Genomic DNA, 26,532 nt, shown 5'->3' on the forward strand with positions numbered 1-26,532 from the left:
GCGCTAGTTGAAAACTTAGAACCCGTAGCGCAGGCCAATCTGAAACTGGTACGGATTGCCAGATGGTGAAACCACGCCCGTGTTGGCATTGACAGTATAATTGTAAGTGCTGGTGGCTTGGTTGAAGCTGGCTATAGAGTAAATGTTTTGGTTGCCGAGGGTTTCAATCACCCCGTTCTTTTTGTTCAAGAAGTTGGCGGCATTAAACAAGTCCCCGGAAAATTCTACGTACTGCTTGTCGCCGAAGGTCTTGAAGCGCTTGGCCACCCGGATATCAAACTGGCCGTAGAAGTCATTGACGCCGCCGTTCCGTTCTGCCACTTTTCCGATGCTGCGGCGCACGTAATCTTTCAAACTTTTGCTGGCGTTGGGGTTGTCCAAGATGCCCTGAATCCCGTTGCGCATAGCTTCTGGCACGCTCGGATCATTGGGGTCGAACACGTAAGCTAAGTCATTGGAGGCCACAAAGTCACCGTTCACGTTGCCGCCCGACAGCAGCGAGTAGCGGGTGCCCCCGATGCCGGAGTAGCGCAGCCCTACGCTCACGCCGTAGAACGTAGGCAGGGTACCGTACAGCACCACCTTGGTACGGAACTGGTTATCGGAAGCGGTTATGTTGCTTAGGTTACGTGGGTCGTCGCGCACTGGCAAGGACAGGGTGGCCGTATTGGCCACGTTGCCATTGTAGGAGGTGTTGTCCTTGGTATCGTTGTAGGTGTAGCTGAACGAGAATTCGCCGTCTTGGAAGTAGCGATAGGTACCGTCCAGCACGAAAGCGTACTGATTTACTTTGCCGTCGCTGTTCAAGGCCAGCACGCGGCCTACCCGGTTGGTTTTGCGGCCCTGCGTCCAGTCGGCAACCCCATTCGATGGGCTAATGGTGTTGGCGGGTACGTATACGCCCCGGTTGTCTTCGTTGGCCAAACGGAAGTAAGGCTGGTCCACCATGTTGGCATCCGTGTACATGTAGTTGTTGCGGGCCAAGCTCATGTAGGCACTAGCTCCCACCCGCAAACGCTCGGTGAGGAAGCGGTTATACGAGAAATTGGCTTTGTACACCACGGGTATCCGCACGTCTTCCCGGTTCAGGTTGATGGTGGATAAGCGCTGCACCCCGGGTATGTTGAACAGCTCGGCGCCGGGCGAAGTGGAGGGGTCGTTGCGGTAGCCGGGGAAGTTGGGGGTAGGTACCAGATTCGGCTGCGCGGCCGAATTGGTGATGTCCACGGAGGCCAGCTTGGTGCCGTCGAATACCATGTTGTTGATCATGGTATAGTTGAGAATATCCGACCCAAAGATGCCACCACCCAAGCGGATAATATCCTTTTGCCGCTCGCCCACATCCCACGTAAACTGCGCCCGGGGCTGAAGCTGGAAGGTGTTCAAGGAGTGGTCAGTCTTCAAGCCAAGTTCGTCAAACACCACTTGGTTGAAGTTGGGCTTGTCTAAGTACGTAGTGTAATCGGCTCGAATACCAGCCATTACGTCTAGGCCAGGGGCCAGCTTGGTTTGCATTTGGGCGTAGAGGCCCGCATTCACGAAGTGCTGCTGCACGCTCGGATCTTCAACCAACGGAATTTCGCGGGCGTAACGATACGGAGCCAGCTTGTCGAAGTTGTCGAGGCCGGTGTAGAAGAAACGCCCGTTCACTTCGCTGCCATACCGCGAGTCCAGGCTGGAATACATCAAATCCGTCCCGAAGGTGAAGTTGATTTTGTCGGTGTTGAAGTAGACGTTGTTGGTAAGCTGAGATACGTCACTGAAGAAGTATTCTGGCGCATACCGTTGCCCTCCGAGCTGAATGGACGTGAAAACGTTGCGGTCCGCTACCGACGATTGAATCCGGTCAACAATGGCCCGCGGAATGGTCGCGAAGCCTGACGGTAGCTGGCTCCCGGAAATACTTTCCACGGAAGCTGATAATTGCTGCAATTTTAATTCGTTGGTAAGGCGCGGGCTCAATGTCGAGCGCAACGAGGCTAATGTACTGTTACTTTTATTGCGGCTCGTACCATACACTTCGTATAAATTAATGGCTGTATTGTCGTTGATATTCTGATTGTTTTTATCGTAGATATAATTATTGCTGATAGTTAATAAATTCTTGTCGTTTAGCTGAAAATCCAGACGCGCAAAAATAGCGTCGGTGTTTTCTTTTTTATCGAACGAACCGAACTGTGGCGAATTCGCAACTCCGTATTTAGTACGGGCAATATCTAAATACCGATCCAGCGTAGACTGCGTCACGTTTAGGCGTTGCTCGTCGGCAGGGCCCTGAATATCGGCAATCTGCAACGGCCGCGCATCGCGCTGATGGTCGTAGGCCACGAAGAACTGCGCCTTGTCTTTGATGATGGGGCCGCCTAGCGAAAAGCCGTATTGGTAGGTGGAAAACGGCACGTTCCGCTTGTTGCCACGAATATCGTACTGTGACGACAACCAATCGGCCCGCACAAACGAGAAAGCGCTGCCGCTGAAGGTGTTGGTACCCGCTTTGGTGGCCGTATTGATGGTACCACCTCCACTACGGCCGTAGGTTACATCATACTGGTTGGTCACCACCTTGAACTCCCGTACCGCCTCAATAGAAATAGAGTAAGGTGCCCCGGTGCCCGCCGTACCGCCAAACGTGGCATTTTTAGCGGTCATACCATCAATGGTGTAGTTGGTAGAAGTAGCTAGCTGCCCCGATACGCTGCCGCCCCGGCTCAGTGGGGAAAGGTCGATCAGGGTCGTGAAATTGCGGCCGAGAACAGGCAGTTTGCTGATATTTTGTGCGTTAACGGCAGTAGAGGCTCCTAAATTGGGGATGTTGTTCTGCATGCTGGACCCGTTGACCACTACCGCATCCAGCACGTTGGTGGAGGTTTGCATTTGCACATCCAACCGCAGAATATCACTCAGGTTGAGCGTGTAGCCGCTGCGGGTTTGAGTGCTGTACCCAATAAAGGAAACCGTGATGGTGTAGGGTCCGCCCAACGGTAATTGCCGGAAAGTGTATTCCCCTTTCGCGCTGGTACTCGTACCGGTGGTAAATCCGGTTGCTTCGTTTTTCACGAGGACGGTAGCTCCTGGAATCGGCTCCTTTTTTTCGTCCGTTATAGTTCCGCTTATACCGGCTTGCGAGGTTTGCGCATGCAACTCTGTTTGCACGCAACAGAAGAGCAAGAATAACAGAAGGCTTACTGCTTTTTGTATTTTTTGTACCATTTGCAGGATTTTTTGTTTCGCTGCAAAAGTATCGGCACCCTATTAAGGCAAAATCATACCTGTATTACCAAACTATAAACAAGAACTAGCCTAGAGCTATATGTAGCAAGTGTTAATAAACTAAATGCAACACCTTGGACATACATTCTTAACATGACTACAAACGAAAATCATATTTATATGATAAGCCTCGTTTCTAATAAATGCACCTTGTCCTGTTGCAATTAATTCTGCAACAATTTTCTAGAATAAAATTAAATGTAATAAGCGCTAAAAACGCCGGGGCGTTCCTAAAAAATTAGCTTATACCCAATACCCCGTACGTTAAGAATTTGCACTTGTGGGTCGTCGCGCAGGTAGCGGCGTAAGCGCGTCACGAACACGTCTAAGCTCCGGCCGTTGAAAAAATGGTCTTGGCCCCACAGGTCGAGCAAAACCGTGGAACGTTCGAGCACTTGGTTGCGGTGGTCGTAGAGGCGCTTAAGGAGTTCGGCTTCGCGGTTGGTTAGCTCTATTTCCGTATCGGCCAGCCGGAGCTTTTGTTGGGTATACGCGAAAACGTACCGGCCTATTTTTAGCGGTTCGTGAGGCGGCGAATTAGTGGGCAAGCCCAGACGGTTGAGTTGTGCCTGAATGCGCACTACCAACTCGTCCATGCTAAAGGGCTTTTTCAGATAATCGTTGCCGCCCAACTCGAAGCCCCGGACCACGTCGGCCGGTTGCGAGCGAGCCGTCAGGAAGATCAGCGGTATAGTTTGGTTTTCGCGGCGTAGCTGCTCACCGAGTGAAAAGCCGTCGAGGCGCGGCAGCATGATGTCGGCTACTACGATGTCGGGCGCTTGCTGCCGAAATAGGTGCAGGCCTTGTTCGCCATCGGCAGCGTGCTGCACCGTGAAGCCGCGCATTTCCAGGCTGTCTTTGATAATTAAAGCCAGCGCTGCTTCATCCTCTACCAGCAGAACAGTTGCCATACGCCGCAGTTAAAGCGAAGGTAGCCAGAAGGAAAAGGCGCTGCCGCTACCCAGCTCGCTTTGCACTTGCAAGCGCCCACCGTGCCGCTCAATCACCTGCCGAACGTAATAAAGGCCTAATCCAAAGCCTTTGATCGGGTGCAAGTTGCCGGTCGGCACTCGGAAGAAGCGGTCGAACACGGCGGGTTGGTAGTCTTTCGGAATCCCGATGCCATCATCCGTCACGGTTAGGCGCCAGCCCACGCTTTCTGGCTGCCCCTGAATGGTAATGGTTACTTGGTCGCGGGAGTATTTGATGGCGTTGTCGATCAGGTTGCTGATGACGTTGCGCAGGTGCAGCCGGTCGCACTGAATGGCAGCCGGGGCCACGTTCACCGCAAAGCGCACGGCTTTGGCCGTGGTGAGCTGGTGTTGCTCGACCAGCTCAGCCACCAACTCGGCGGGGCGCACAGTTTCGGGCCGCAGTTGCAACGGTTGGCGCTCGGCCACGGCCATATGCAGCACGTGGTCAACTAGCCCCGACAAACGCTGCAATTCTTGGTGCGAAATAGCCAAGTAGGTCTGCGTTTTCTGTGGGTTTTGCAGGGCTCCAAAGTGCTGCAAAGCCTCCACTGCTGCCGTCACCGTGGCGAGGGGCGTCTTCAGCTCGTGGGTCATGTTGTTGATAAAGTCTTCCCGAATCTCGGACAGCTTTTTCTGGCGCAGAATGGTGGACATCATCAGCGCGAAGCAGGCCGTTGTCAGGCATAGTAAGCCCAACGAACCGGCCAGCAGCCTGCCCATCTGGCGCAGTGCATACGGCAAAGGCGGCTGGAAAGAAGCCCGCACTGCTACCTTGGGCAGGGCCGGTAAAGCTACTGGCGGCGTGTGCAATACATAGCCAGCTTGCGTTGGTTGGAAGCGCAGGTCGGCGGCCGTTGCAACAGTATCGAAGAGGAAAGCGGCTTCGGCGCCGCGCAGCTTTAGTTCGGTCTGGTACGCCGTAGCGAGGCGGGTGAGATTGAGCGTGGGTGAAGTACCCGTATTGCGCAGTAGAAACTGTAGGAATGCCTGGGCCACACTGTCTTCTTGGCGGCGCGCAACGCGGCTATCCGCCGGAAACCGACTGCTGGCTTGCAACAACTGCCGCAGCTGGGCGCGGCCAGCCTCGTCTAAGTTCTGGATGGGCAGCGCGACGCGGCCATACGTTTCCTGGCCGGGTGTGGTGGGTTGCAACAGCGTCTGCATTTCGGCTAGCTGCTGTTTCTGTAACACGGCGAGCAGCGCTTCATGCGCCGTGCGCGTGAATTGAACCGTGGTCAGCTGGTAGGTGGTGTAGAGCCAGTAGGCTTGGAAGCCGTTGATGCCCAACATACACAAACTCATCAGCCAAAAAATAATACGCAGACGGCTTTTCATGACGGGTGGAAGCTACTGATAAGCAGCTAGTCGAAAGTACGAGGGATGCCCCCGCTCAACCAAGCCGTTAACAATCATTAACACAAAATAACAGTCGTTTACACCCCGCTTCTGGTCCTTTGTCGGCGCAACCCTGGGCAGGCCACTTCTGCCCTGATGGGTTTTCTGCTGTCGAGTATGCATTCCTATCAAAAGCTTAATAACCTGGTTGGCTGGCTGGTTTTCGCTGTTGCCGCCGTCGTGTACTGGCTCACACTCGAACCGACAGCCTCGTTTTGGGATTGTGGCGAGTTCATTGCCTGCTCTTACAAGCTGCTCGTACCCCACCCACCCGGTGCGCCTCTTTTTCTGCTGCTGGGCCGGCTGTTTTCGTTGCTAAGCTTCGGTGACACCAGCAAAGTAGCGGTACTGGTTAACTCGCTTTCCGCGCTAAGTAGTGCGTTTACGGTGCTGTTTCTGTTTTGGAGCATCACGTTGCTGGCCCGCAAGCTGGTGCTGCGAGATGCTAGCCAGCCTATCACTCGGCTGCTGTCTCCCACTTCAGGCCAGACGTTGCTGATACTCGGAGCGGGGGCTGTCGGGGCCCTGGCCTTTACCTTCTCGGATTCGTTCTGGTTCAATGCCGAAGAAGCCGAAGTATATGCCTTATCCGCGTTGTGCACGGCGGCGGTAGTGTGGCTGATGCTAAAGTGGGAAAACCGGGCCGACGAAGCCGACAGCGACAAATGGCTCGTGCTGATTGCTTACGTGGTGGGCCTGAGCATCGGGGTGCACTTGCTGAATCTGGTGGCTATTCCGGCGCTAGGGTTGCTTTACTACTTCCGCCGACAGCCCAATCCTACCTTTGGAGGTAGCGTGCTGGCGTTGCTCGTGAGCAGCGTGGTAGTCGGCATCATCTTGGTGGGCGTTATTCCGGGCCTGCCCACGCTGGCGAGTAGTTTCGAGGTGTTTCTAGTTAACTCGTTTGGCTTGCCCTTCAACTCGGGCGTAATCCTTTTTGTGCTGTTGCTGCTGGGCTTGTTGGTTGGCGGATTTCGGTTTTCGTACCGTCGTCGTTCGCGCCTGCTCAACACCAGCTTGCTGGGCTTGGTGTTTATTCTAATTGGGTACTCGTCTTACCTGATTGTACCGATTCGCAGCTCGTACCACCCCACCATCAACCAGAACGCGCCCGACAACGTGCTCAGCTTCGTGAGTTACCTAAAGCGCGAGCAGTACGGCTCCCGGCCCTTGCTCTATGGGCCGCACGTGTTTGCGCAGCCCATTGCTCAAGTGGACACCGGGCCACGCTACGTGCGCGAAGGCGACAAGTACGTGGTAGCCGAGCAGCGCCAAGAATTAGTATACCGCGACGAAGACAAGATGCTACTGCCCCGCATCTACGCCGACGGCAGCGCTACGGCGGCGCAACGCCTGTCGTACTATCAGCAGTGGGTGGATCTTCAGGAAGGCGTCAAACCGACTATGGGCCAGAACCTAAGTTTTCTGTTCCGCTACCAGATGGGGCACATGTTTTGGCGCTACTTCCTGTGGAACTACGTGGGTCGGGAAAGCGACGTGCAACACGCGGGCGTGCTGTGGCCGAGCACCAGCAACGAGAACGTACCCGAGCACATTGCCGACAACAAGGCCCGCAACAATTTTCTGGCTCTGCCCCTACTGCTAGGTGTGTTAGGGCTAGTCTACCAAGTGCGCCGCGACTCCAAGAATGCGCTGGTCGTGGCATTGCTGTTTCTGTTTACCGGCTTGGCCATCATCGTGTATCTCAACCAGCCTCCCGTCGAGCCGCGCGAACGAGACTACACCTTCACCGGGGCCACTTACGCCTTTGCCATCTGGATTGGACTAGGCGTGCTGGCTTTGGCCGAACTCCTGCAAAAATTAAGACAGGGCACTACCACCCGTGCCGCCGTGGCAACCCTGCTCGGCTTGGCAGTGCCAGTCCTTATGGCTACCGAAGGCTGGGACGACCACAACCGGTCGGGCCGCTTTAGCTCTGTCGATTCGGCTCGGAACTTGCTCAATTCCTGCGCACCCAACGCCATCCTGTTCACCAACGGCGACAACGACACCTTCCCGCTCTGGTACGCACAAACCGTGGAAGGCGTGCGCACCGACGTACGAGTAGCCGTATTGAGCTATTTGAACACCGATTGGTACGTCGAGCAGATGAGGAACCGTTCGTACCAATCGCAGCCGCTGCCCGTTTCGCTGCCTGCCGACCGCTACCGCCAAGGCACCAACGACTATCTGCCCTACGTGGAGAACCCAAACGTGCGCGAAGTCAACCTGCACGACTTCATCGGCTTGGTGCGCGAAAACAGCGACTTGCTCAAAGTCAGCTACGGCGACGGCAGCGGCACCCTGATGTCGTTTCCCTCACCAAAGTTCTATCTGCCCGTGGATACTGCTGCCGTGCAAAAGCTGGGCATCATTCCCCTAGTCGGCGCGGCCAATTAGTCGATAAAATGGAGTTTAACCTGGGCAAAGGAGCCATCGAGAAAAAGAGCCTGTTGGTGCTTGATATTCTGGCTGCCAACCAATGGAAGCGGCCCGTCTACTTTGCCACTAGTGTGGCGTTGCCGCAAGATCACCTCGGCCTGGAGCCTTATTTCCAGCTGGAAGGCTTGGCTTGGCGCATCTTGCCGCTGAAAGATCCCCACTACGAGCCACGTGGAGAAGCGGGATACGTGGAGAAAGATATTCTTTACGACAAGTTGATGCGGCAGTTTTCCTACCGCGGCCTCGATAATCCAACCCTCTTCCACGACGATAATAGCTTGATGTTTCCGGCCAGCTACCGCGATAAATTCGCTCGTTTGGCAACGGCCTATCTAGCCGCCGGCGACTCTGTCACGGCCCGGAGAGTAGCCGACAAGTGCTTGGCCCTAATGCCCGATAAAGCTATTCCTTACGACTTTTACACGCCCCAATTATTGCCTGCCTTGATAGCCGGCGGCGAGCAAAAGCGCGCCAAAGAACTCCAGGATATATTGTTTGCTCGTTCCCAGCAGGCCCTGCGCTACTATAGCACGAATCCCAATTCTGTGTTCGAACGGGAATTAGGTCAACATTTAGCTACTATCCAACAACTCTACTTGGCAGCGCAGCAAATTGGCGACACGCGGCGCGCTAATCAGGCCTACGCATTGCTGCGCCCTTACTTAGGGCAATAAGGTCTTATTAGAACCTATAAGCTTACATACCCCGGCACCCTACCACCTTCCAAATTAAACCGGTCCCCTCTATGCAGGTATTGCATAGAGGGGACAATTATTTTAAGAAGTTATGCAGAGTTTCAGCAGGTGAAACTAAGCCATCTGGTTGGGTAGGCAAAGAGTTGATCATAACCGCTCCCGCCTTGGGTGCAACAGATTCTTTGTATAGCCAAAAGATGATACACCATATCATGATGTGCGCAGCTTACGCACTTCTCAGCGTCCTCCTTTTGCAATATTTATCTTAGCTGACATAGGTTCTAGTGCCAACCTAAATGTAGTAGCAGTGTGCAATTTCATCAGGCAGACGATAATCACCATATTCGACATGCCCATTTTGTATGACAGGACTTGCTATCCTTGCTGACAGAAATGAACGCAACCCAATCTCTATTAGCATGATCTAAAAATGAGCCTTTAGCTTTACAACGAAAATATCAATATCTTTACAGCTTGGTACAATATAACGATTTCAATAGACAAATTCTTTCGAGTTAGAACTGAAGAGGGTGCTGTGTACTGATGGTTAGAATGTTCTTGAAAAGAAACCTGTTTTTAGCAGCTACTCCTGTCTTGCTAGCCAATATGCTGCTGTTGCAGGGCCCATACACGTTTCCGTATACAATAGAAACGAGCAGTTTGATAATGCCCGTTAGCGAGTGGACATTAAGTAGAGCGCAAAACGGCAACTTGATTTCTGCTTTGAAAGATAACCGCACCGGTCGGCTGAGTGCGTTTTCTGCCTCGGTTTTCCAGAGAGGCTACCAAGCTGATTTCCAGTTGAATCCAAAGATTTATCACTTACCCTCCTTAGCCAAAGGAGACACGGTAGCCCGAATGTATTCCAACCAGGATCAGGAGCGACTGGTACAATTACAGGGCGAACTAGCGGTGCAAGAAGCTGAGTTACAACTTGTCAGCTCTGGCCAGAAACCTGCTGACGTAGAGGAAGTTGCCAACCAATTGGCCTTGGCCAAACAAGAGCTAGCATCTCAACGTGCATTGACAGCTCGTACACAGGCCTTACATCAAGATTCCTTAACCTCTTTGCAGAACTACGAGCTGTCGGTCAATAAGCTCCGCGTCCGCGAATTGAATGTAAACATGATTGGGGCGGAGTATAAATCAGTCACTACAGGTGGCAAGCCTGAGCAAATCCGAGTTATACGTACCCGAATTATTTCATTACAACAACAGATTCGTCATATTCAACAAAGCTTGAAGGAGCTAACAGTTGTTTCGCCGGTATCGGGTGCGGTACTGCTAAAGAAAGCTCCGGTAAATCCTACAGAGGAAGTACTGGTATCAGTAGCCGACAATTCCACTTTTGTCGCTATTCTGCCGATCAATTACTTAGAGCGCAACTACGTTCAGGAGAAGCAACAGATAGAAGTAGCGGTTACGGGCACAACACAAACGGCAATAGGCAGAATAATTGGGATAGATAACACGGTGCAGATCGTTGATGGCCGTCAAGCCTTCTTTGTCACGGCGCTGATTGAAGAAAAAAATGCGCCGCTCGTTCCAGGTATGGTCGTTAGGACTACTCTTTCCTGTGAACCCATTTCCTTGGCCGATCATGTAGCCCGAATAGCGCAGACACTACTTACTTATTGAGTGCTATAGTTACTCCCGCTATCCTTTCGGGCTGGTTTATTCATTTGGTTGTTGCTCCGCGTTGAGCTTTTCATTCTATGCATCAGGACGTTCAGCAGGTTTTCAATTTTACTATCACGGTTCGGGAGGTACTTGGCCACACAGCATGGGCTACACTTTGTGGCCTGCTTATTTCCTTCTTTTACACAATTGCTTTTCGGAAAGGAAGCTATTCGGTTAATCTAGTTAAGTCGATTGTGATGCTGACTATGATTACTTCCTTCGTGATGATGGTTGTCGGGGATAATCTGGCGCAAGCATTCAGTATGGTTGGCATCTTATCGATCATTCGGTTCCGAACTGCCAGCAAGGATGCGCAAGACTTTATGTTCCTTTTTTTCGCACTGGCCATAGGGTTGGCTTGCGGTGAAGGATTATACGCTGTGTCCTTGGCGGGGTGCCTGCTTATTGGCTTGGTAACAATTGGTATGGCCCGCGCCATGGCCAACACCCAGCCGGAGAACCTGATACTAACTATCATTCGGGAGACGTCTACCAGTCCGGAAAGTGACTATGCTCCTATCCTACAAGCCTTTTGCCAGCGCTATAAGGTGGTAAGCACGCAGGCATCAAGAGAGAAGAAAGGCTTGTTTATGCAGCTTTCTTACGTGACGAACTTAAAGAATGGTAACAGTAGCGAGGCTTTGGTGGACGCATTGAAGGAAGTAGAAGGCATCAAGCAAGTAACTCTGGCTCTGGAAGTATAGCGCCTACTCCGAACAAGTATATGCACCAACTTCTCCTCTTATCGCTCCGCAATTGCACTTTTAATTCAGAAAAGGCCGGCCTGCCAGGTTTGGTATTTCTTAAAACCTACTCGGCGTGCGTTCTGCTTTTCCTAATTAGCCACGCTGCCTCCGCGCAAAAAACCTGGACTTTGGGTGACTGTCTAGCTTTTGCACAAACCAATAATTTGCAGGTGCAGCAAGCTGGTTTGCTGCAAGACAAAAGCATTGTACAACTCAATACGGCCAACAAATCCTTCCTGCCCACAGTCAATGCCCGAATGCGCACGACCGGAAACTGGGGCTTCCTCATTGACCCATCTACCAACGAATTATCCGATCAATTCAACTTTGGCAATCAGGCGGCCCTGAACATGAACTGGAATCTGTTCAATGGATTTGCCACTTCGCACCAGATCAAGCTACGTACCCAGCAAGTAGCCGCCGCAACCTACGATTACCAAGTAAGCAGCAACAGCACCTCCCTAAACATAATCTATGCCTTCTTACAAGTTCTGCTGGGTCAAGAGCAACTCAAAAACTCCAAGCAGCGAGCAGCTTATTTGGTTGAACAACAGCGAAAAGTAAAAAATCAAGTAGATAAGGGAGTCCTTAGCAAAAGGGATTGGCTGAATCTACAATCTCAGGTTGCGGCAGAGGAGTTGCAGACTGTTTACGCGGAAAATGGGGTAGATAAGGCCATACTCAACTTGAAACAAGTTGTCGGTTTGCCGCTTGCTGAGGATTTAACTGTGCAAACAGGCAAGATTTCGGACGATTGGCTACCAACGGAGCTAATAAGTGCAGAAGTGGTAACCGCAGCTGCCACTGCACTACCTGATTTGAAAGCCGCACAAGCCCGAGTTGAGGCGACGCAGCACGCTTGGCAGTTAGAACGGGCTAGCTATAAGCCTACCTTTGCGCTTACGGCTCAACTGGCCACGCGTACGTCGAACTACAAAACCGAAGTATTTACCAACCAAGTGCTTGACAACCTGAACCGGCGGGTTGGGTTGTCCTTGTACGTACCAATTGCTAACGGTTTTCTGCTGCGCAACACCGACCAATTAGCCAAATTGAATGCAGAATCGGCGAAGCTAAATTACCAACAGGTAGAGCGGGACCTCAGTGGCAAAGTAATGAGTGCGTTACTGGACTATAAAGCTGCAGCCAAGAAGTATCGGGTTCTGCAGTTGCAGTATAGTCTTCTGAGCGAAGAACACCGGTACGCGGCCAAAATGCTGGAGCTTGGTGGCCTCAATGCTATGGAATACAGTGTGACGCGTAGCCGATTGGTAACTGCCCAATCCGAATTGATACAAGCTAAATATGACTGCTTTTTCAAGCAAAAGACGTTGGATTTCTACCAAGGCAAGCCACTGCCTTCAGTACTTTAGAATACCCATTAGAAAATCGTTTCAGTTCAGCATACCAATGCGCTTCAACCTTTTTGCTCGTCTTGCACTCACAGGTGAAACGAAACATTACGATAACAATAATATAGACGCATAATTGCATCTTGCGGCCCTTAAGGCCAGCCAAGCTTGAGACCTGTCTTTTTATAGTACTATTATTTTACCAACTATAACATTTAGCTTTTATTGATGCGGGGTTGTTCGGTATTGGCTGCATGCTAGTACTCATAACACTCCTCATCACTGCTCGGAAAGCTAAATCGATAGGGATAAGTAAAGTTGTAATCTATAGCTTGGTTTCAGCATGAACGGTCAGATTTAGTCAACAGATTTTATACTTCATTTCTCATCTATGAAATATTTCTCTACTCGAACTCAAAGCATTTTTCTGTTAGGTGCTACCTTAAGCTTAGCGAGCATAGTGGCGCAAGCTCAGACAGTAAAACCCTTTACAGCAGGCAACTATGTAGTTGTGCGCATCGGCAACGGCTCAGCCGCTCTAACAAATGCAGCTACCGCCACTTTTTTGGTTGAGTATTCACCTACTGGTACACTGGTGCAGGAAGTGCCTTTACCTACCACAAATACTGGTTCCAATTTCGCGCTAAACGAGAGCGGTAGTGCTACCTCCGATGCGAATCTGACACGCTCGGCCGACGGCCGCTTCCTTATTTTAACGGGATATAACTCTCCATTAGGCACCGTATCTGTAGCTAATACGGCGGCAGCTACAACTAACCGTGTAATTGGGCGCATTGCGGCGGATGGTACCGTTAACACCACTACGCGGATCAATGACGCTTTTGACACCAACAACATTCGCTCGGCAGCCTCACTGGATGGCAGCTCTTTTTATGTAGTAGGAGCCAATAGTGGGGTTCGATACCTGCCCTTAGGCAACTTAGGTCCGACAACGGCCTTAAGTACTGGTAGTCCAACCAACTTACGTACCATCAATTTCTTCGGTGGCAACTTATACGTAGGGGCATCCTCTTCGAGTAGCTATGGGGTGATGCAAGTAGGCACAGGAGCACCCACAGCGGCAGGTCAGGCCCTAGCGCTGTTGCCAGGCTTTCTCACGGATGCAGGACCAAGTTCGTTTGGCTTTTTCTGTACAGATCAAAGTAGTGCCGTGCCCGGTATCGACGTGATATATGTAGCCGACGACCGGGTTCCGTCGAGTGGCACGATGTCCAACGGTGGCGGAATTGAGAAGTGGAGTTTTGTAGGCGGCACCTGGACTCGCAATGGCACTATCGGTAGCGCAACAGCAGCAGTGCGAGGCTTGACCGGCAAGGTAACGGGCTCCGTTGTGACACTGGTTGCAAGTGGCCCCGGTGGACTTTATACGGTGGAGGATGCTTCAGGCTACAATGCGGCCCCTACCACAGCGGTGTTACCTGCTGCATTTGCCACGGCGCCAACCAATACAGTGTTTCGTGGTGTTGCGCTAAGCCCGGTTGCTACGGCGCTGGCAGTTCGTTCTGCCTTCAACAAAACGGAAGCCACAGCCTTTCCTAACCCTGCGCAACAATACGTGACCGTGCGTTTAACTACTGGTTCGGCCGGTCACGTAGCTGAGGTACATGACCTAATGGGTCGCTTACAGCACACGAACGTTCTACCTACTTCAGGTCAGCTTGATTTAAGCGGTTTATCAGCTGGCACCTATCTGCTTAGCGTAGATGGCCGTTTGGTGCAGCGTATCAGCAAAACAGAGTAAGTCTTACTTCGCACTAAGCAGCTTATGAATTCTTAGGCAAGCTAGCTTAATAAAGCGCCATAACCGAGCCCGTACTGAACCCTAAACAGCAGTACGGACTCGACTATGGCGCTTTTTTGTGCTCAATAACCAACGACAGAGTGCGCTCTGATGGTTTCTATCCTAATAGGTATGCCTTTTATAGTAAGGGCCAAAAGCACACTATTAAGTTGGTGTTTCTACCTTTCGGAACGCGTTTATAAATGCATGGAGCCAGTTGGCGACATACGTCCGCTTGTAACCTAGTTAAATAGCTTTCGTTTCCGCTTGCCTATGAGAAATACCCTCCGTTTTCGCCATTGGACTGCACCCCATACTAGAGGACACATGCGCTACGACCTAGCTGTCGGCGATACAATCGAGTACGACGGGCATCCTTATCAGGTGACAGCTCGGGACTTAAGAGATTATAAAGCCAAACGCAAATACCGGCTGATGTTGGCAAGCGGTGTATTGGATGACCAGGGCCAAGAAGTATACGAAGCTGACATTGTACAGGTGTTTCAGCGGGGAGACAGCCGCGGTATTTCGTATTTCGCTTATGTGGTATGGGACCCTACGCGTGGATTCCTATACCGTAATGCGCAAGACCTTCCCCTAACAGTGGACTGTGTCACCCGCGTGTGGACCAACTTCTATGCGCAACCGCACTGGGTAGAGCAGTTTAACTACCACCAGAACTTCATCCAGGAACACTGGTTTTAGGTATGAAAGCGTTAGCTATTAACAACGAGCAGGGAGTTCTAGAAACGCTTATTTATTCTAGTACTCATAGAGAATTATAGCTATCAATAAGCTACTTACTGCTGCGTCAGTTGAGTTAGGGTGAAAGACTACACTTCAGGATTTGCACAAGAATTAATTAGATTGTCACCTTTGTCGCTAAAGCGTTTTAGCAGTTAGGCACTTTCGTGTTCTTTCTTATTGTTACCAGAAGTCTGTTTTGCCTGCTTTCATAAGCAACAGTTGCGGCTTAGCACATGAGAAAACAAGTAGGCTTTAGCTCTAAACAGCTTGATTTATGTTCGGTGAAACCGCTATACGAAAATGAAGAATCACCCTTCGTCAGCTTAGTGGCTGCTTCTCTTTCAACTGAATTGTGCAAGTTGACGCTTCAGATTACTTGCCGTGCAGCTTAAATGGTTTGTTCTGCCTGTTTGATTGCCCCTAAACTACCTCACTCCTCGCCGTAAAACACCCATGCTTACCTTGAAACAGAATTTACTTGGGGTGCTGCTCTTCTTGCTATTTACCTTCACTGCAAAGGCTCAACAGCTTATCCCATTAACTGACAAGTGGGAATTTCGCAAAGCGGGTGACAGCAAATGGGGTGCAGCTATGGTTCCCGGCACTGTGCACACCGACTTGCTAAACACCAAGCAGATCCAGGACCCCTTCTACCGCATAAACGAGAAAGACCAGCAGTGGATTGGCAAGGCGGATTGGGAGTATAAAACCACGTTTACCGTCGATGCCAACCAACTCAAGAGCGACAAGCTCTACCTGGTTTTCGAGGGGCTCGACACCTACGCTGACGTGTACGTGAACGACGTGAAGGTGCTGGAAGCCGATAATATGTTTCGGCAATGGAAAAGGGACGTGAAACCGCAGCTTAAAGCCGGCAGCAACGCCCTGCGCGTATACTTTCATGCCCCCATGGTGAAGGGCGAAGAACTGTTCAAAAGCCTACCCTTTCAGGTGCCCGCTAGTGACAACGACCAGGCCGGACCAGGGGAACACAAAGTAAGTGTGTTCACTCGTAAGGCCGGTTACCACTACGGCTGGGACTGGGGCCCGCGCTTGGTTACGTCTGGCATCTGGCGCCCTGTATATTTAGCACCCATGAACGTGGCCCGAATCCAGGACCTATTCATTAAGCAAAAAAAGTTAACCACAGAGCAGGCTGAGTTGGAGGCCCGATTGGAAGTGGAAAGCCTGACTGCCGGCACCAAGCAACTGGAAGTAACCGTGGACGGCAACGCCACCCCATTTACTCACGGCCCGTGTTTCTGGCCAAAGGCATGAACAACTTAGTATGCAGCTTCACACTACCGAAGCCCGAGTTGTGGTGGCCTAACGGCTACGGTGCACAAAAGCTCTACACGTTCCGGGCAGTGCTCAAGGATGGCACGAAAGCGCTTAGCGAAAAGCAGGTTCGTCGGGGATGCGGACGGTGGAAGTGATACAGGAAACTGGCCCGAAAGCCAACTCGTTTTACTTCTTAGTGAACGGAGTAAAGATGTTCATGAAAGGCGCTAACTACATTCCGCAGGACAACTTCTTGCCTCGGGTTAATAAAGCTCGCTACGAACACGTCATCAACACGGCCGTGACCAGCAACATGAACATGCTGCGGGTATGGGGCGGGGGCATCTACGAAAACGACTTGTTCTATGACCTCTGCGACGAAAAAGGCATCATGATCTGGCAGGACTTCATGTTTGCCTGCGCCATGGTGCCTCCACTGGAAACCCACAAGCAAAACATCTACGAGGAAGCCGTAGAAAACGTGAAACGCTTGCGCAACCACCCGGCCATTGCCATGTGGTGCGGCAACAACGAAATCGCCGCTTTCATGGGTTCCAACTATTGGGGTTCAGCAAAGGGAGCGTTCCGTAATCGGCAGGACTCTATGAGTGTTATCAATGCTTATAAAGAGATATTTCACAGCATTTTACCTGCCGTTGTGAAAGGCTACGATGACGAAAAGTTTTACTGGTCGACCTCGCCGCAACCAACCAACTGGACCACGACCAACCCTGACAGCCGCACCTCCGGCGACGTGCACTTTTGGGAAGTATGGGGAGGCAAAAAGCCTATTGAGCTGTATCTCGAAAATATCGGGCCTTTCATGAGTGAGTATGGCTTTCAGTCGTTTCCCGACATGCAAACCATCAACACCTTCGCTACGCCTAAGGACTACGATATCAACTCCGAGATTATGAAGTCGCACCAGCGCTCTTACGTAGGCAATGGCGCTATACTGCAGTACATGCAAGCTTGGTACAAGGTCCCAAAGGCTTTCCCCAACTTTTTGTATACCGGGCAGGTGCTACAGGCCGAAGCTATCAAGCTCGCCATTGAAGCGCACCGCCGGGCTAAGCCCTATTGCATGGGGTCATTGTACTGGCAGATCGACGACTGCTGGCCCGCGGCCTCGTGGTCGAGCATGGATTATAACGGCTTTTGGAAGGCTCAGCAGTATGAGTCGAAGCGAGCTTTCGAAGCGTTACTAGTCTCACCCATTGTGAAAAAGGATTCTGTGCAGATATACGTAGTGTCAGACCAATTGAAAGCTGTGGACGCGCAGTTGCAAATCCGGTTGCTCGACTTCAGCGGTAAAGTGCTCAACGAAAGCAAAAGGAACGTCAATGTACCAGCTAACACCAGCATGAATGTGTACCGAGTTCCGGTGAAGGAACTTCTAAAAGGTGCGAATCGCAACAGCGTATTGCTTGATGTGAGCTTGCTTAGCCAGAACCAGGAGCTGGCGCAGAATTGCTTGTACTTCGAAAATCCTAAAGACTTGAAGCTTAACAAGCCGGTTATCAACTACACCCTCACGAAAGACAAGGACGGTTTTGTTCTTAAGCTCACCAGTACGCAGCTAGCTAAAAACCTACGCGTGTCGGCCGGCGACGATGCCATCATCTTCTCGGACAATTACTTCGACTTGATTCCTGGAAAAGCTAAGACTGTTACATTTCATGCTAACAAAGCGCTAAAGAAAAGTGACATCACCTTCTTGAGTATCAACGAAGCCGCCATGTAAAATAGTAACGTTATATCCTTCACGGATAGCAGCATCTAGTCTGAATTGGTTGGCTACCTAACACAAAAGCCCCGTTTAACCTCGGGCTTTTGTATTAGGTAGCCAATGCTTTCTTATTGATCAGTATGGCGTGCCATATTACAATTTAAGTGAAGCTTAGTTTTTGCGGACAGCAGATTTGCTGGTATAGTATTAACTTCAATACCTATCGGAATCCAGGTTTTTGGATAGATTATAAATAATTATACCTTACTTGTTGAATTATACTAGGTGTATCATTAAGTTTATTCTATACTGTTCCTACCTGCCTATTATGCAACTTGTACACAAACTACTCTCAGGTGTTTTCTCTTACTTCTGGCCTACTGATCCTGTTCCCCCGTACCCCATCTACTCTTGGAATGAGCTGCCAAGTGAAGAGTGGCCACTAGGGTATGACCCGATATCAGATTCATTTCCGAAAAGAGGATCAAACCGATACCAAAAGCTAGACGAGGAAATCAATATGCTAGTATGGCCTAAGGCGCTGCAAGAAGCGCTCATCTGAGGCAAGCAAGCTAGCAAGTTGCGAGAACCGGAGTTATATCAAGAGTTATGCTTTACGCAGGTGAAGATACATGCCTGTGTCTAGGCAAGATAAGCTCGGGCAAGTCTGCTAGCTAACCGCTATGCCTTATGCTTGTCAAGTTGCGTGACCAGCTCTGCTACAATCATGGGTTCAGCTTCCGGCAGAATGGCGTCAAACATTGGAGAAAAAGGCGCACTAGAGCTAGCTATTGAATGCTTGGCGCTAGCGTGGAACTCATTGGCGCCGGTAGTTTCTATTAAGCCGCGGATGGTGTGAGGGGTTACGCCACTGCCCGGCATGATGCTGATACGGTCAGCTGCTTGTTTAACGAGGGCGGCTAACTTCGCTTGGGCGGCTGGGGCCGCAGGTTCGCCTCCGGAAGTAAGAATGCGTTGGCAGCCCAACCCTATTATTTCTTCAAGCGCCTGTGCTTGGTTGCTGCACACATCGAAGGCACGGTGGAATGTTACTGACAAAGGGCCAGCTGCTTCTATAAGCTTCTGACAAACAGTAATATCCACACGGCCCTCGCGAGTGAGAGCACCTAGTACTACCCCAGCGCATCCTGCCGCTCGACACTGAATGATGTCGGCGACCATAATGGCTTGCTCATTAGTATCGTATACGAAATTGCCTGGGCGCGGCCGAATCAACACGAACACCGGAATTGATAGCAGTTTCAGCACTTGGCTCAGTAAACCAAAAGAAGGCGTAATACCCCCCTGCTCTAAGTTCTGGCACAACTCAATCCGATGGGCGCCACCTGCCTGCGCTGCCACGGCCGACTGCACCGAGCTAGCGCAAATTTCCAGCACCCGCTTCACGACAGTAAGTATTCGCTTTGGATGAGTTGCTGTTGGTTGCTAGCGTCGCAGACGGCATAGCTGAAGCCTTTTTGCAAGGCAAAGGCCCCGTGCACACCCTGCGTATTAACGGCGATGAAACACACTTGAATGTCGCGGGCTTTTTCGCCTTTGATCTTGGCTACCCGCTCGATAGCGGCCTTACAGGCTGCTTTCGGGGAGAGGCCCTGGCGCATGAATTCCACAACCGTATGCGCGCCAGCAATGCGTATCACGTCTTCTCCCTGGCCGGTGGCAGCGGCCGCGCCTACACTATTATCAACGAACAAGCCCGAGCCAATCAGAGGTGAGTCGCCGAGGCGGCCGCGCATCTTGAAGCCCATTCCGCTGGTGGTGCAGCTACCGCTGAGGTTGCCTTGCGCATCTTGGGCCAGTAGCGCAATAGTATCGTGGTTGTTGGCGCCGCCTACCGGTCCGGTTGATTTCTTGGAGCCCGAATTCTCGATGTTCACCACTGGTTTGTACTGGCTGGTCTTCAACCATTCCCGGTACGCTTTTTCAGCATCGAGGCTAAGCTTTTGAGGCTCCAGCGGGAAACCTTGGGCTACGGCAAACTGCTGCGCTCCTTCGCCAACGAGCATTACGTGAGGCGTGCGTTCCATAACGCGCCGCGCCACGCTAATTGGGTGCTTGATGCGCTCCAAAGCAGCCACGCTGCCGCAGTTGAACTTATCGTCCATGATGCAGGCGTCCAGCGTTACGATACCGTCACGGTCTGGATTGCCGCCTAAGCCTACGCAGCAATTCTGCGACGCTTCCGTTACCATCACGCCGGCCTCTGCTGCATCCAAGGCCCGGCCTCCTTTGCTCAGTATTTTCCAGGCTCCTAAGTTGGCCGCCAAGCCCGTATCCCAGGTGGAAATTACTAGTGGCTTACCAACTACAGGTTGCGGCGGCAACTCAATGCTAGCAGCCTCCGCACGTTGGCCTAAAGTAAGTACTGCTAGCCCAGCGGTGGAAGAGATAAGAAACTTTCGGCGAGAAGGCATAAGTAACGTGAACAAGGAGTGGAGCCCAAAGAAAGAAAGTTTTTATTGTTTCCGAAGCACCTACCATACTCCTTACCTGCTTGCTAGGCAGTTCCTCTTGTGGTTATTGAGCTTTGCGTGTGGCTATACTTATCAACTACCAGCCTTTATAAATTACCTCGATGCATGGTGTCTTATTAACCATACGCTGATGTGCCTGTAAGCTTTTTACCCATGCATTACTTGAAGCTTATTTGCTGATACACATCATCTAAGCGCTATTAATTGAAAGCCTAGTTGTCCTAATACGCAGGTTAACAACTTGCATAAAAAGCCTTTTGATTTACGTTGGTTTAGCAATGTTAACGCACACGTAATCGATGTGTGCGCGCACAATTTTCATTTTTCTGATAATTAATTTAAATAGTTTATTACCTTGACACAATCAGACTGCATCCTAAGGGTTCAGTTTATTCCTTAGATCAGCTTCGTGCATGGGTAGCAAAGGATTTGGATAACGGAAAATTATGACTGGTATCCATGGACTTGTTGAAGGCATCCGGAACCTGTTTTTAGAAGTAAAAGGTGAAGTTTTCGTTTGGGTACGCGCTTACAGTTTCCGATGAGAAACTCTACTAGCTAGGTTCTTATGCATACCAAGCTATTCAAACCAACTGCCCATTTTACAGCTACGTAAGCTCAGCACCTTTACAGATGTTCCTTAGGTGAATCCGGCGGTTCACTTTTTCAATGCGAGTTATGAAATACACCAACCCTACGGATAGCCACCACACGAAGTACATCGGAATAGATATTGGGGGAACCAAAATTCATGTTGGGGTGGTGCAGGACGAGCGCATCATTCAAGAGATTCAATTCGAAACGTCCGCCACTGCGCCCAAAGAACAGATCCTAGGCGCATTGGTGGACAGCATCAAATCGGTCATGGATAGTGAGGTGGCCGGTATTGGAATAGGCGTCCCCGGGTTGGTCGATGAAAAGAACGGCATCGTCCACAACGTACAGAACATTCCTTCTTGGCGAGAAGTGAGTTTGAAAGGGCACTTGGCAAGCCATTTCAAGGTGCCCGTATACATAACCAACGATGCCAATGCTTTTGCCATTGGCGAAAAGATTTACGGGAAAGGAAAAGAGTGCACCAACTTGGTAGGCATCACGCTCGGAACAGGATTCGGCGCGGGTATTATCATCAACAACGATGTGTATTCGGGCACTCTCTCAAGCGCCGGCGAATTTGGCTGCATTCCCTATCGTGACAAGACCATTGAAGACTACTGCAGTGGCAAGTTCTTCGTCCAGAACTTCGGATTGCCTGGCACCGAATTACACCTGCTTGCTCAGCGTGGCGAGTTGCAAGCGTTGGAGGCTTTCTCGCAGTTCGGCGAACACCTAGGCAACGCCATCAAGGTTATTCTGTACGCATTATCCCCGGAGGCTATATTTCTGGGTGGCTCGATCAGCAAATGCTACAAATATTTCCAGGAAGCCCTCCACAAAAGCGTACTGGAGTTTCCATTCAAGATAGTAACCGACCGTCTGACAATAGCCCCGTCGGAACTCGGCAATGCGGCCGTATTGGGCGCCGCCGCGCTTTGCAAAAGCAAACTAGAACTGAGCGTTACGCCTCAACAGGTGCTTTCACTTTGAGTGCGAGGTGTTAACTACCGTTCTCTCATTTCTGAACAGGCAAAGCCTGAGTCAGAGCACCCACCAACTTTCAACTACCTTAAGTCTGCTATGAAGAGTAACGCTGTGCACATGGTGAAATCTGTTGTCGTGCTGGCTTCCGGCTTGGTTCTGCTTTTTGCCAGCTTTGCCAACAGCCAACAGGTTGCCAGCAAAGGAAACAGCACTAGCCTTACCCGCCACGTGGACCCGTACATTGGCACGGGGTTTCATGGCCACGTATTTATGGGAGCCAACGTTCCGTTTGGAGCGGTGCAGCTGGGGCCCGTAAACCTGTCGCAGGGCTGGGACTGGTGCTCAGGTTACCATTACTCGGACTCGACTATCGTGGGCTTTTCCCACACCCACCTTAGTGGCACAGGCATTGGCGACCTAGGCGACATAGCGGTGATGCCTACTACAGGACCAGTCCGGGTAACGAAAGGCAGATTGAAAGACCCAAGCAAAGGCTACTTGTCTTTGTTTTCGCACCGCGACGAAATTGCCAAGCCAGGATACTACTCCGTTAAGCTGAAGCGCTACAACATCCAGGCGGAGCTTACCGCTTCCTCGCGCGTTGGCTTCCACCAATATACCTTCCCGCAAGCCGCAGAATCTCACATCGTCCTCGATTTAGAGCAGGGAATCGGCTGGGACCAGGCCACGGATACCTACATCGAAAAACTCAACGACAGCACGGTAGTTGGCTACCGCTTCTCTAAAGGATGGGCCACAGACCAACGCGTGTACTTTGCCGCGGTCTTCTCGAAGCCTATTCGTCAGTTTACCAGCTTGCTGGTAACCGACAGCTTAGGTACTACTACCCCTGCTACCAAAGGCACCCGCCTCAAAGGGGTAGCTACCTTCAGCACAAAGGCCGGCGAAAAAGTGAAGTTAAAGGTGGGTATTTCGCCAGTAAGCTCGGAAAACGCCCTGGCCAATATCCGCGCTGAAATTCCGCATTGGAACTTCAATAAGACGGTGGCGGCGGCTGACGCAGCTTGGAATCAGGAGTTGCAAAAAGTGAAAATCGAGGCGGATTCGGAAACGCGGCTAAAGACGTTTTACACGGCTCTGTACCACACCATGATTGCCCCTTCCGTCTTCAACGACCATAACGGAGATTATCTGGGCACCGATAAGAAAGTCTATAAGAAGGCTTCGTTCACTAACCTGACCACTTTTTCCCTTTGGGATACCTACCGCGCAGCTAACCCTTTGTTCACCGTCATACAGCCGAACCGGGTCAATGACATGATCAACTCCATGCTTGCGGTGTATCAGCAGCAAGGCAAGTTGCCGGTGTGGCACCTAATGGGCAGCGAAACCAACACTATGGTTGGCTACAGCGCCGTGCCGGTGGTAGTGGATGCCTACCTGAAAGGATTCAAAGGCTTTGATGCCAACCTAGCGTATGAAGCCGTACGCGCCACCGCCATGCGCGACGACTACGGCCTAAAAGCGGTGAAAGAGCTAGGCTACATTCCTGCCGATAGCGAAGGGGAAAGCGTAGCCAAGGGCCTGGAATATGCCATCGATGATTGGTGCATTGCCCAGATGGCCAAGAAAATGGGCAAAGCCGACGATTACGCGTACTACAGCAAGCGCGGCAAAAACTATCAGAACTACTTCGATAAGCAGACCCGCTTCATGCGCGGCCGAGTGGCCCAAAATCAGTGGCGCACCCCGTTTAACCCCTTCGAGTCGCGCCACCGTAAAGACGATTTCACGGAAGGCAATGCCTGGCAATACACTTGGCTGGTGCCGCAAGATGTAGAAGGCTTGGTTGGTTTGCTAGGCGGTGACAACGCATTCAGCCAGAAGCTAGATTCGCTCTTTACCGCCAAGGGCAACATGGGCGCCGAGGCCTCAAACGACATCAGCGGCTTGATCGGGCAGTATGCGCACGGTAACGAGCCGAGCCATCATATCACCTACTTGTATGCCTACGTTGGGCAACCTTGGAAAACGGCCAACCAAGTCCGGTTCATACTAGACAACTTCTACACCGACAAGATGGATGGCATCATCGGTAACGAAGATGTGGGGCAGATGTCGGCTTGGTATATATTCTCCGCGCTCGGCTTTTACCCCGTAAACCCGGCTAACGGTGCGTACGTGTTTGGCAGTCCGGTAGTAAACAGAGCGTCTGTGGCGCTAGGCAATGGCAAAACGCTTGCTATCGAGGTGAAGAACAATGGTCCGGCCAACAAGTACATTCAACGCGTGTCGCTCAATGGCAAACCGTATTCGAAATCGTATATTCTGCACAAGGATTTGGTGGCCGGCGGCAAGCTTGTTTTCGAGATGGGCAATAAACCTAGCATCACATGGGGCGTGGCCAAGCAAGACCGTCCTCAGTCCGTAACCAGCCAGCCCTAGCAAACCTACAAACTGGCTTGTTTAGGTTAGCTAGGCCGCACTAGCTTCAAGGAAGTATTTTCAGCGTCAGCCGCGTAGCCTCCGGCGCATGGCCAAACAAGGAAACATCCGCCACGCCATTACGCAAGGCCTTCTGTTTCTTGCTGTACTTCCACTCCCGTTTCCCGGCCCCAATGGGCAAGTTGGCTTGGGTGGCTCTGAGCAAAATGGCAGCAGTCAAATCCGCCACTATACTGCCTTTAATAGCTTTTCGGCGGCTCATTATGGCTTCGTATAGGTGAGAAGCCCTTCGTCGTTGAGGCGGATAGCCGGAGTGTTTGGGGCCGTAATCGTGGCCGTGAACTGCCGGGGTGTAGCCTCTAGCTGGAGCTGGTTGACTTGATTTTCCAGAGTAACCTGGGACGTAATTTTCAACTCGGCCAATGTAGTAGCATAGCGCCCAAATTTCTCACGGTACTGTTTTTGGCGGTAGTAGACCAGCCACAAATAACGTTTCTGCAACTCGGCATAAGGTAGCCGGAAGACGGTATTGACTTGGCGGGAAAACTGCAAATAGCCCCAACGCTCCGGGTAATGCATATTCACTACGCCTTGCGGCGACCATACCCAGTTGTGTTCGGGCATGTCTTTGCCGGCTGCGTCTTTCAGCTTGCTGATTTTGCCTTCACTGCTGCGCGTGTCCCATTCCACACGCGAAAAATTTATGCGCCACAAGGCCCCTCCGTCGGCGCCCGAAAACTATACCCCAAGCGCAACGATTTCAGCGGTACTGCCATTTCTACTACCCAGCCTTGGTCTCGGTCTTGCGGCTGATTGAGCGTACCCTCCAGCTTTACGGCCGACTGCAGACCGGCCGCATCCCAACTTACCAAGGCATCTCCGCCGTTCCGGTAGGGCTTGGGCAGAAATAAGTCGAAGGTTTTGTTGAGCGCATTCACTTCGATTTCAAAGTACTGATGCGTGTTGTTATCAGGGTCTATAAAAACTTCGAAGTCGTTGTCTTTGAAGATAATATCGTCGTGCTCGGTTTGAGTGGCCCAAAGTTGTGGTTCTTGCAAGGCCGCCGCGACAAACAACGTGGAATCATTCCACAACATTTTCACGCGTGTTTTCCAGGTTGGCAGCGGTTTACCGGCGCCTTCAATATCAACGAAATCGGTTATCCAAGGGGCTTTCTGCCAGTCGCTCTCCTGTAGGTTGCCATCCATTTGCAAAGCCTGCACTGTATGCTGCACCACGTAGCTTTTGGGCGGTGTAAACAGCGCGTCCAAGCCTTGAAACATGGTTTGCGCTTGTATAGGTGAGTTCATAATTAGCAAGAAAAGCAGGCACCACCAACGGCGGCTACGTTTCCACCAAGACGGCATTTTGCCATCGGATTGCCGCCACACTGAAGTAGACTCTCTTCGGACGCTGCTTTCGGCCAACACTGGAAAGACTACAATGACAGCACAAATAGAAGGCCACCGAAGAGAACCATAAGGGTTTGTCATGGAATCCTGTTGAATGCGTGAGCAGCCTAGGTTGCTTCTTCGGCTGACAAACCTGACAGCCTGCTGTTAAGCACATTGCCTTTCGCTTATCTGCGCTTACTAAGGTGCGCTATTGGCAATATAACAACTTTGCGTGGGCGGGCACGCAATTATGTTTGGTGGTGTACTACTCCATTTTAGAAGCGCGGAATCTATTGCTTTTGCCGTAGGAAAATGGTCATCCGCTGTACCACGCTATATTGTTCTTCGTTTGGCTAAGCGTTACTTGATAAAAGGGAATATGAGGAGTGCACTTTTCGTTTTATTGTTTTTGCTTTCAGCAAACTCCTGTTCTAAAGTGGAAGCGTTGCTTGCCAAGAGTTTTCAACCCAGCGAGCCGCCTGTACTCTCTGCTCTACCTATACCCCCAACTGGCCCTACCAGTGGGCAGGCATCATTGGTACCA

The 26,532-nt window shown here is 51.2% G+C and carries 18 protein-coding genes and 1 pseudogene; 11 read left to right on the forward strand and 8 right to left on the reverse strand.

The annotated features are described in order from the left end of the window. Positions 1-15: 15 nt before the first annotated feature. The 3 genes from MUN86_RS24060 to MUN86_RS24070 all read right to left on the reverse strand — a co-directional run bounded on the left by MUN86_RS24060 (position 16) and on the right by MUN86_RS24070 (position 5,579). Positions 16-3,210, reverse strand: a complete 3,195-nt coding sequence (locus MUN86_RS24060) for a TonB-dependent receptor (RefSeq protein ID WP_245125938.1) — start codon at positions 3,208-3,210, stop codon at positions 16-18. Positions 3,211-3,500: 290 nt separating this feature from the next. Then, positions 3,501-4,181 (reverse strand): response regulator transcription factor, encoded by a 681-nt coding sequence (locus tag MUN86_RS24065; RefSeq protein ID WP_245125940.1) that lies wholly within the window; start codon positions 4,179-4,181, stop codon positions 3,501-3,503. A 9-nt stretch (positions 4,182-4,190) separates the two neighbouring features. Further along, positions 4,191-5,579: a sensor histidine kinase gene (locus MUN86_RS24070; protein ID WP_245125942.1), complete on the reverse strand. Its 1,389-nt coding sequence runs from the start codon at positions 5,577-5,579 to the stop codon at positions 4,191-4,193. Positions 5,580-5,756: 177 nt separating this feature from the next. Here MUN86_RS24070 and MUN86_RS24075 point away from each other — a divergent pair. The 9 genes and pseudogenes from MUN86_RS24075 (at position 5,757) to MUN86_RS24120 (ending at position 18,127) form a co-directional block, all read left to right on the forward strand. Next, a pseudogene (locus MUN86_RS24075) lies at positions 5,757-8,755 on the forward strand (glycosyltransferase family 117 protein). Positions 8,756-9,334: 579 nt separating this feature from the next. Then, on the forward strand, positions 9,335-10,414 hold the full coding sequence (locus MUN86_RS24085) for an HlyD family secretion protein (protein ID WP_245125948.1): 1,080 nt from the start codon (positions 9,335-9,337) through the stop codon (positions 10,412-10,414). Between the two features lie 77 nt (positions 10,415-10,491). Then, complete coding sequence (locus MUN86_RS24090; protein ID WP_245125950.1) at positions 10,492-11,160, forward strand: DUF4956 domain-containing protein; 669 nt, start codon at positions 10,492-10,494, stop codon at positions 11,158-11,160. A gap of 170 nt (positions 11,161-11,330) precedes the next feature. Then, a complete protein-coding gene (locus tag MUN86_RS24095; protein ID WP_245125952.1) occupies positions 11,331-12,575 on the forward strand; it encodes a TolC family protein in 1,245 nt (414 codons plus the stop codon). A gap of 370 nt (positions 12,576-12,945) precedes the next feature. Beyond that, entirely contained in the window at positions 12,946-14,316 is a 1,371-nt protein-coding gene (locus MUN86_RS24100) for a T9SS type A sorting domain-containing protein (RefSeq protein ID WP_245125954.1), read from the forward strand. A 312-nt stretch (positions 14,317-14,628) separates the two neighbouring features. Beyond that, the gene (locus MUN86_RS24105; RefSeq protein ID WP_245125956.1) at positions 14,629-15,060 is read left to right on the forward strand and encodes a hypothetical protein; all 432 of its coding nucleotides are present in this window, start codon (positions 14,629-14,631) and stop codon (positions 15,058-15,060) included. Positions 15,061-15,555: 495 nt separating this feature from the next. After that, positions 15,556-16,380 carry a glycosyl hydrolase 2 galactose-binding domain-containing protein gene (locus MUN86_RS24110; protein ID WP_245125958.1) on the forward strand — a complete coding sequence of 275 codons (825 nt, stop codon included), beginning with the start codon at positions 15,556-15,558 and terminating at the stop codon, positions 16,378-16,380. Then, positions 16,377-16,538: a hypothetical protein gene (locus MUN86_RS24115; RefSeq protein ID WP_245125960.1), complete on the forward strand. Its 162-nt coding sequence runs from the start codon at positions 16,377-16,379 to the stop codon at positions 16,536-16,538. Before MUN86_RS24110 ends, MUN86_RS24115 begins: the two co-directional genes overlap by 4 nt. Then, positions 16,520-18,127 carry a beta-mannosidase gene (locus tag MUN86_RS24120; protein ID WP_245125962.1) on the forward strand — a complete coding sequence of 536 codons (1,608 nt, stop codon included), beginning with the start codon at positions 16,520-16,522 and terminating at the stop codon, positions 18,125-18,127. Before MUN86_RS24115 ends, MUN86_RS24120 begins: the two co-directional genes overlap by 19 nt. A gap of 666 nt (positions 18,128-18,793) precedes the next feature. Here the strand turns inward: MUN86_RS24120 and MUN86_RS24125 are convergent. Together MUN86_RS24125 and MUN86_RS24130 are read right to left on the reverse strand one after the other, a co-directional pair. Further along, positions 18,794-19,519 carry a copper homeostasis protein CutC gene (locus MUN86_RS24125; protein ID WP_245125964.1) on the reverse strand — a complete coding sequence of 242 codons (726 nt, stop codon included), beginning with the start codon at positions 19,517-19,519 and terminating at the stop codon, positions 18,794-18,796. Continuing rightward, positions 19,516-20,547, reverse strand: a complete 1,032-nt coding sequence (locus MUN86_RS24130; RefSeq protein WP_245125966.1) for a glycosylasparaginase — start codon at positions 20,545-20,547, stop codon at positions 19,516-19,518. Before MUN86_RS24130 ends, MUN86_RS24125 begins: the two co-directional genes overlap by 4 nt. A 738-nt stretch (positions 20,548-21,285) precedes the next feature. Here MUN86_RS24130 and MUN86_RS24135 point away from each other — a divergent pair. After that, positions 21,286-22,194, forward strand: a complete 909-nt coding sequence (locus MUN86_RS24135; protein ID WP_245125968.1) for an ROK family protein — start codon at positions 21,286-21,288, stop codon at positions 22,192-22,194. A gap of 90 nt (positions 22,195-22,284) precedes the next feature. Continuing rightward, a complete protein-coding gene (locus MUN86_RS24140; RefSeq protein WP_245125970.1) occupies positions 22,285-24,594 on the forward strand; it encodes a GH92 family glycosyl hydrolase in 2,310 nt (769 codons plus the stop codon). A gap of 46 nt (positions 24,595-24,640) precedes the next feature. Here the strand turns inward: MUN86_RS24140 and MUN86_RS24145 are convergent, their stop codons facing one another. Genes MUN86_RS24145 through MUN86_RS24155 form a run of 3 tightly spaced genes read right to left on the reverse strand, consistent with a single transcriptional unit; the run spans position 24,641 to position 25,904 of the window. After that, positions 24,641-24,856 (reverse strand): hypothetical protein, encoded by a 216-nt coding sequence (locus MUN86_RS24145; protein ID WP_245125972.1) that lies wholly within the window; start codon positions 24,854-24,856, stop codon positions 24,641-24,643. Then, the gene (locus MUN86_RS24150) at positions 24,856-25,284 is read right to left on the reverse strand and encodes a hypothetical protein (protein WP_245125974.1); all 429 of its coding nucleotides are present in this window, start codon (positions 25,282-25,284) and stop codon (positions 24,856-24,858) included. Before MUN86_RS24150 ends, MUN86_RS24145 begins: the two co-directional genes overlap by 1 nt. Positions 25,285-25,295: 11 nt before the next feature. Then, on the reverse strand, positions 25,296-25,904 hold the full coding sequence (locus MUN86_RS24155) for a carbohydrate-binding family 9-like protein (protein WP_245125976.1): 609 nt from the start codon (positions 25,902-25,904) through the stop codon (positions 25,296-25,298). Between the last annotated feature and the right edge of the window lie 628 nt (positions 25,905-26,532).

The organism is Hymenobacter volaticus, from assembly GCF_022921055.1.
Lineage (GTDB): Bacteria > Bacteroidota > Bacteroidia > Cytophagales > Hymenobacteraceae > Hymenobacter > Hymenobacter volaticus.

Coding starts and splice junctions, on each gene's coding strand:
- MUN86_RS24060 (WP_245125938.1), bottom strand. CDS start 3,210: ATGGTACAAAAAATACAAAAAGCAGTAAGCCTTCTGTTATTCTTGCTC.
- MUN86_RS24065 (WP_245125940.1), bottom strand. CDS start 4,181: ATGGCAACTGTTCTGCTGGTAGAGGATGAAGCAGCGCTGGCTTTAATT.
- MUN86_RS24070 (WP_245125942.1), bottom strand. CDS start 5,579: ATGAAAAGCCGTCTGCGTATTATTTTTTGGCTGATGAGTTTGTGTATG.
- MUN86_RS24090 (WP_245125950.1), top strand. CDS start 10,492: ATGCATCAGGACGTTCAGCAGGTTTTCAATTTTACTATCACGGTTCGG.
- MUN86_RS24100 (WP_245125954.1), top strand. CDS start 12,946: ATGAAATATTTCTCTACTCGAACTCAAAGCATTTTTCTGTTAGGTGCT.
- MUN86_RS24105 (WP_245125956.1), top strand. CDS start 14,629: ATGAGAAATACCCTCCGTTTTCGCCATTGGACTGCACCCCATACTAGA.
- MUN86_RS24110 (WP_245125958.1), top strand. CDS start 15,556: ATGCTTACCTTGAAACAGAATTTACTTGGGGTGCTGCTCTTCTTGCTA.
- MUN86_RS24115 (WP_245125960.1), top strand. CDS start 16,377: ATGAACAACTTAGTATGCAGCTTCACACTACCGAAGCCCGAGTTGTGG.
- MUN86_RS24120 (WP_245125962.1), top strand. CDS start 16,520: ATGCGGACGGTGGAAGTGATACAGGAAACTGGCCCGAAAGCCAACTCG.
- MUN86_RS24130 (WP_245125966.1), bottom strand. CDS start 20,547: ATGCCTTCTCGCCGAAAGTTTCTTATCTCTTCCACCGCTGGGCTAGCA.
- MUN86_RS24135 (WP_245125968.1), top strand. CDS start 21,286: ATGAAATACACCAACCCTACGGATAGCCACCACACGAAGTACATCGGA.
- MUN86_RS24140 (WP_245125970.1), top strand. CDS start 22,285: ATGAAGAGTAACGCTGTGCACATGGTGAAATCTGTTGTCGTGCTGGCT.
- MUN86_RS24145 (WP_245125972.1), bottom strand. CDS start 24,856: ATGAGCCGCCGAAAAGCTATTAAAGGCAGTATAGTGGCGGATTTGACT.
- MUN86_RS24155 (WP_245125976.1), bottom strand. CDS start 25,904: ATGAACTCACCTATACAAGCGCAAACCATGTTTCAAGGCTTGGACGCG.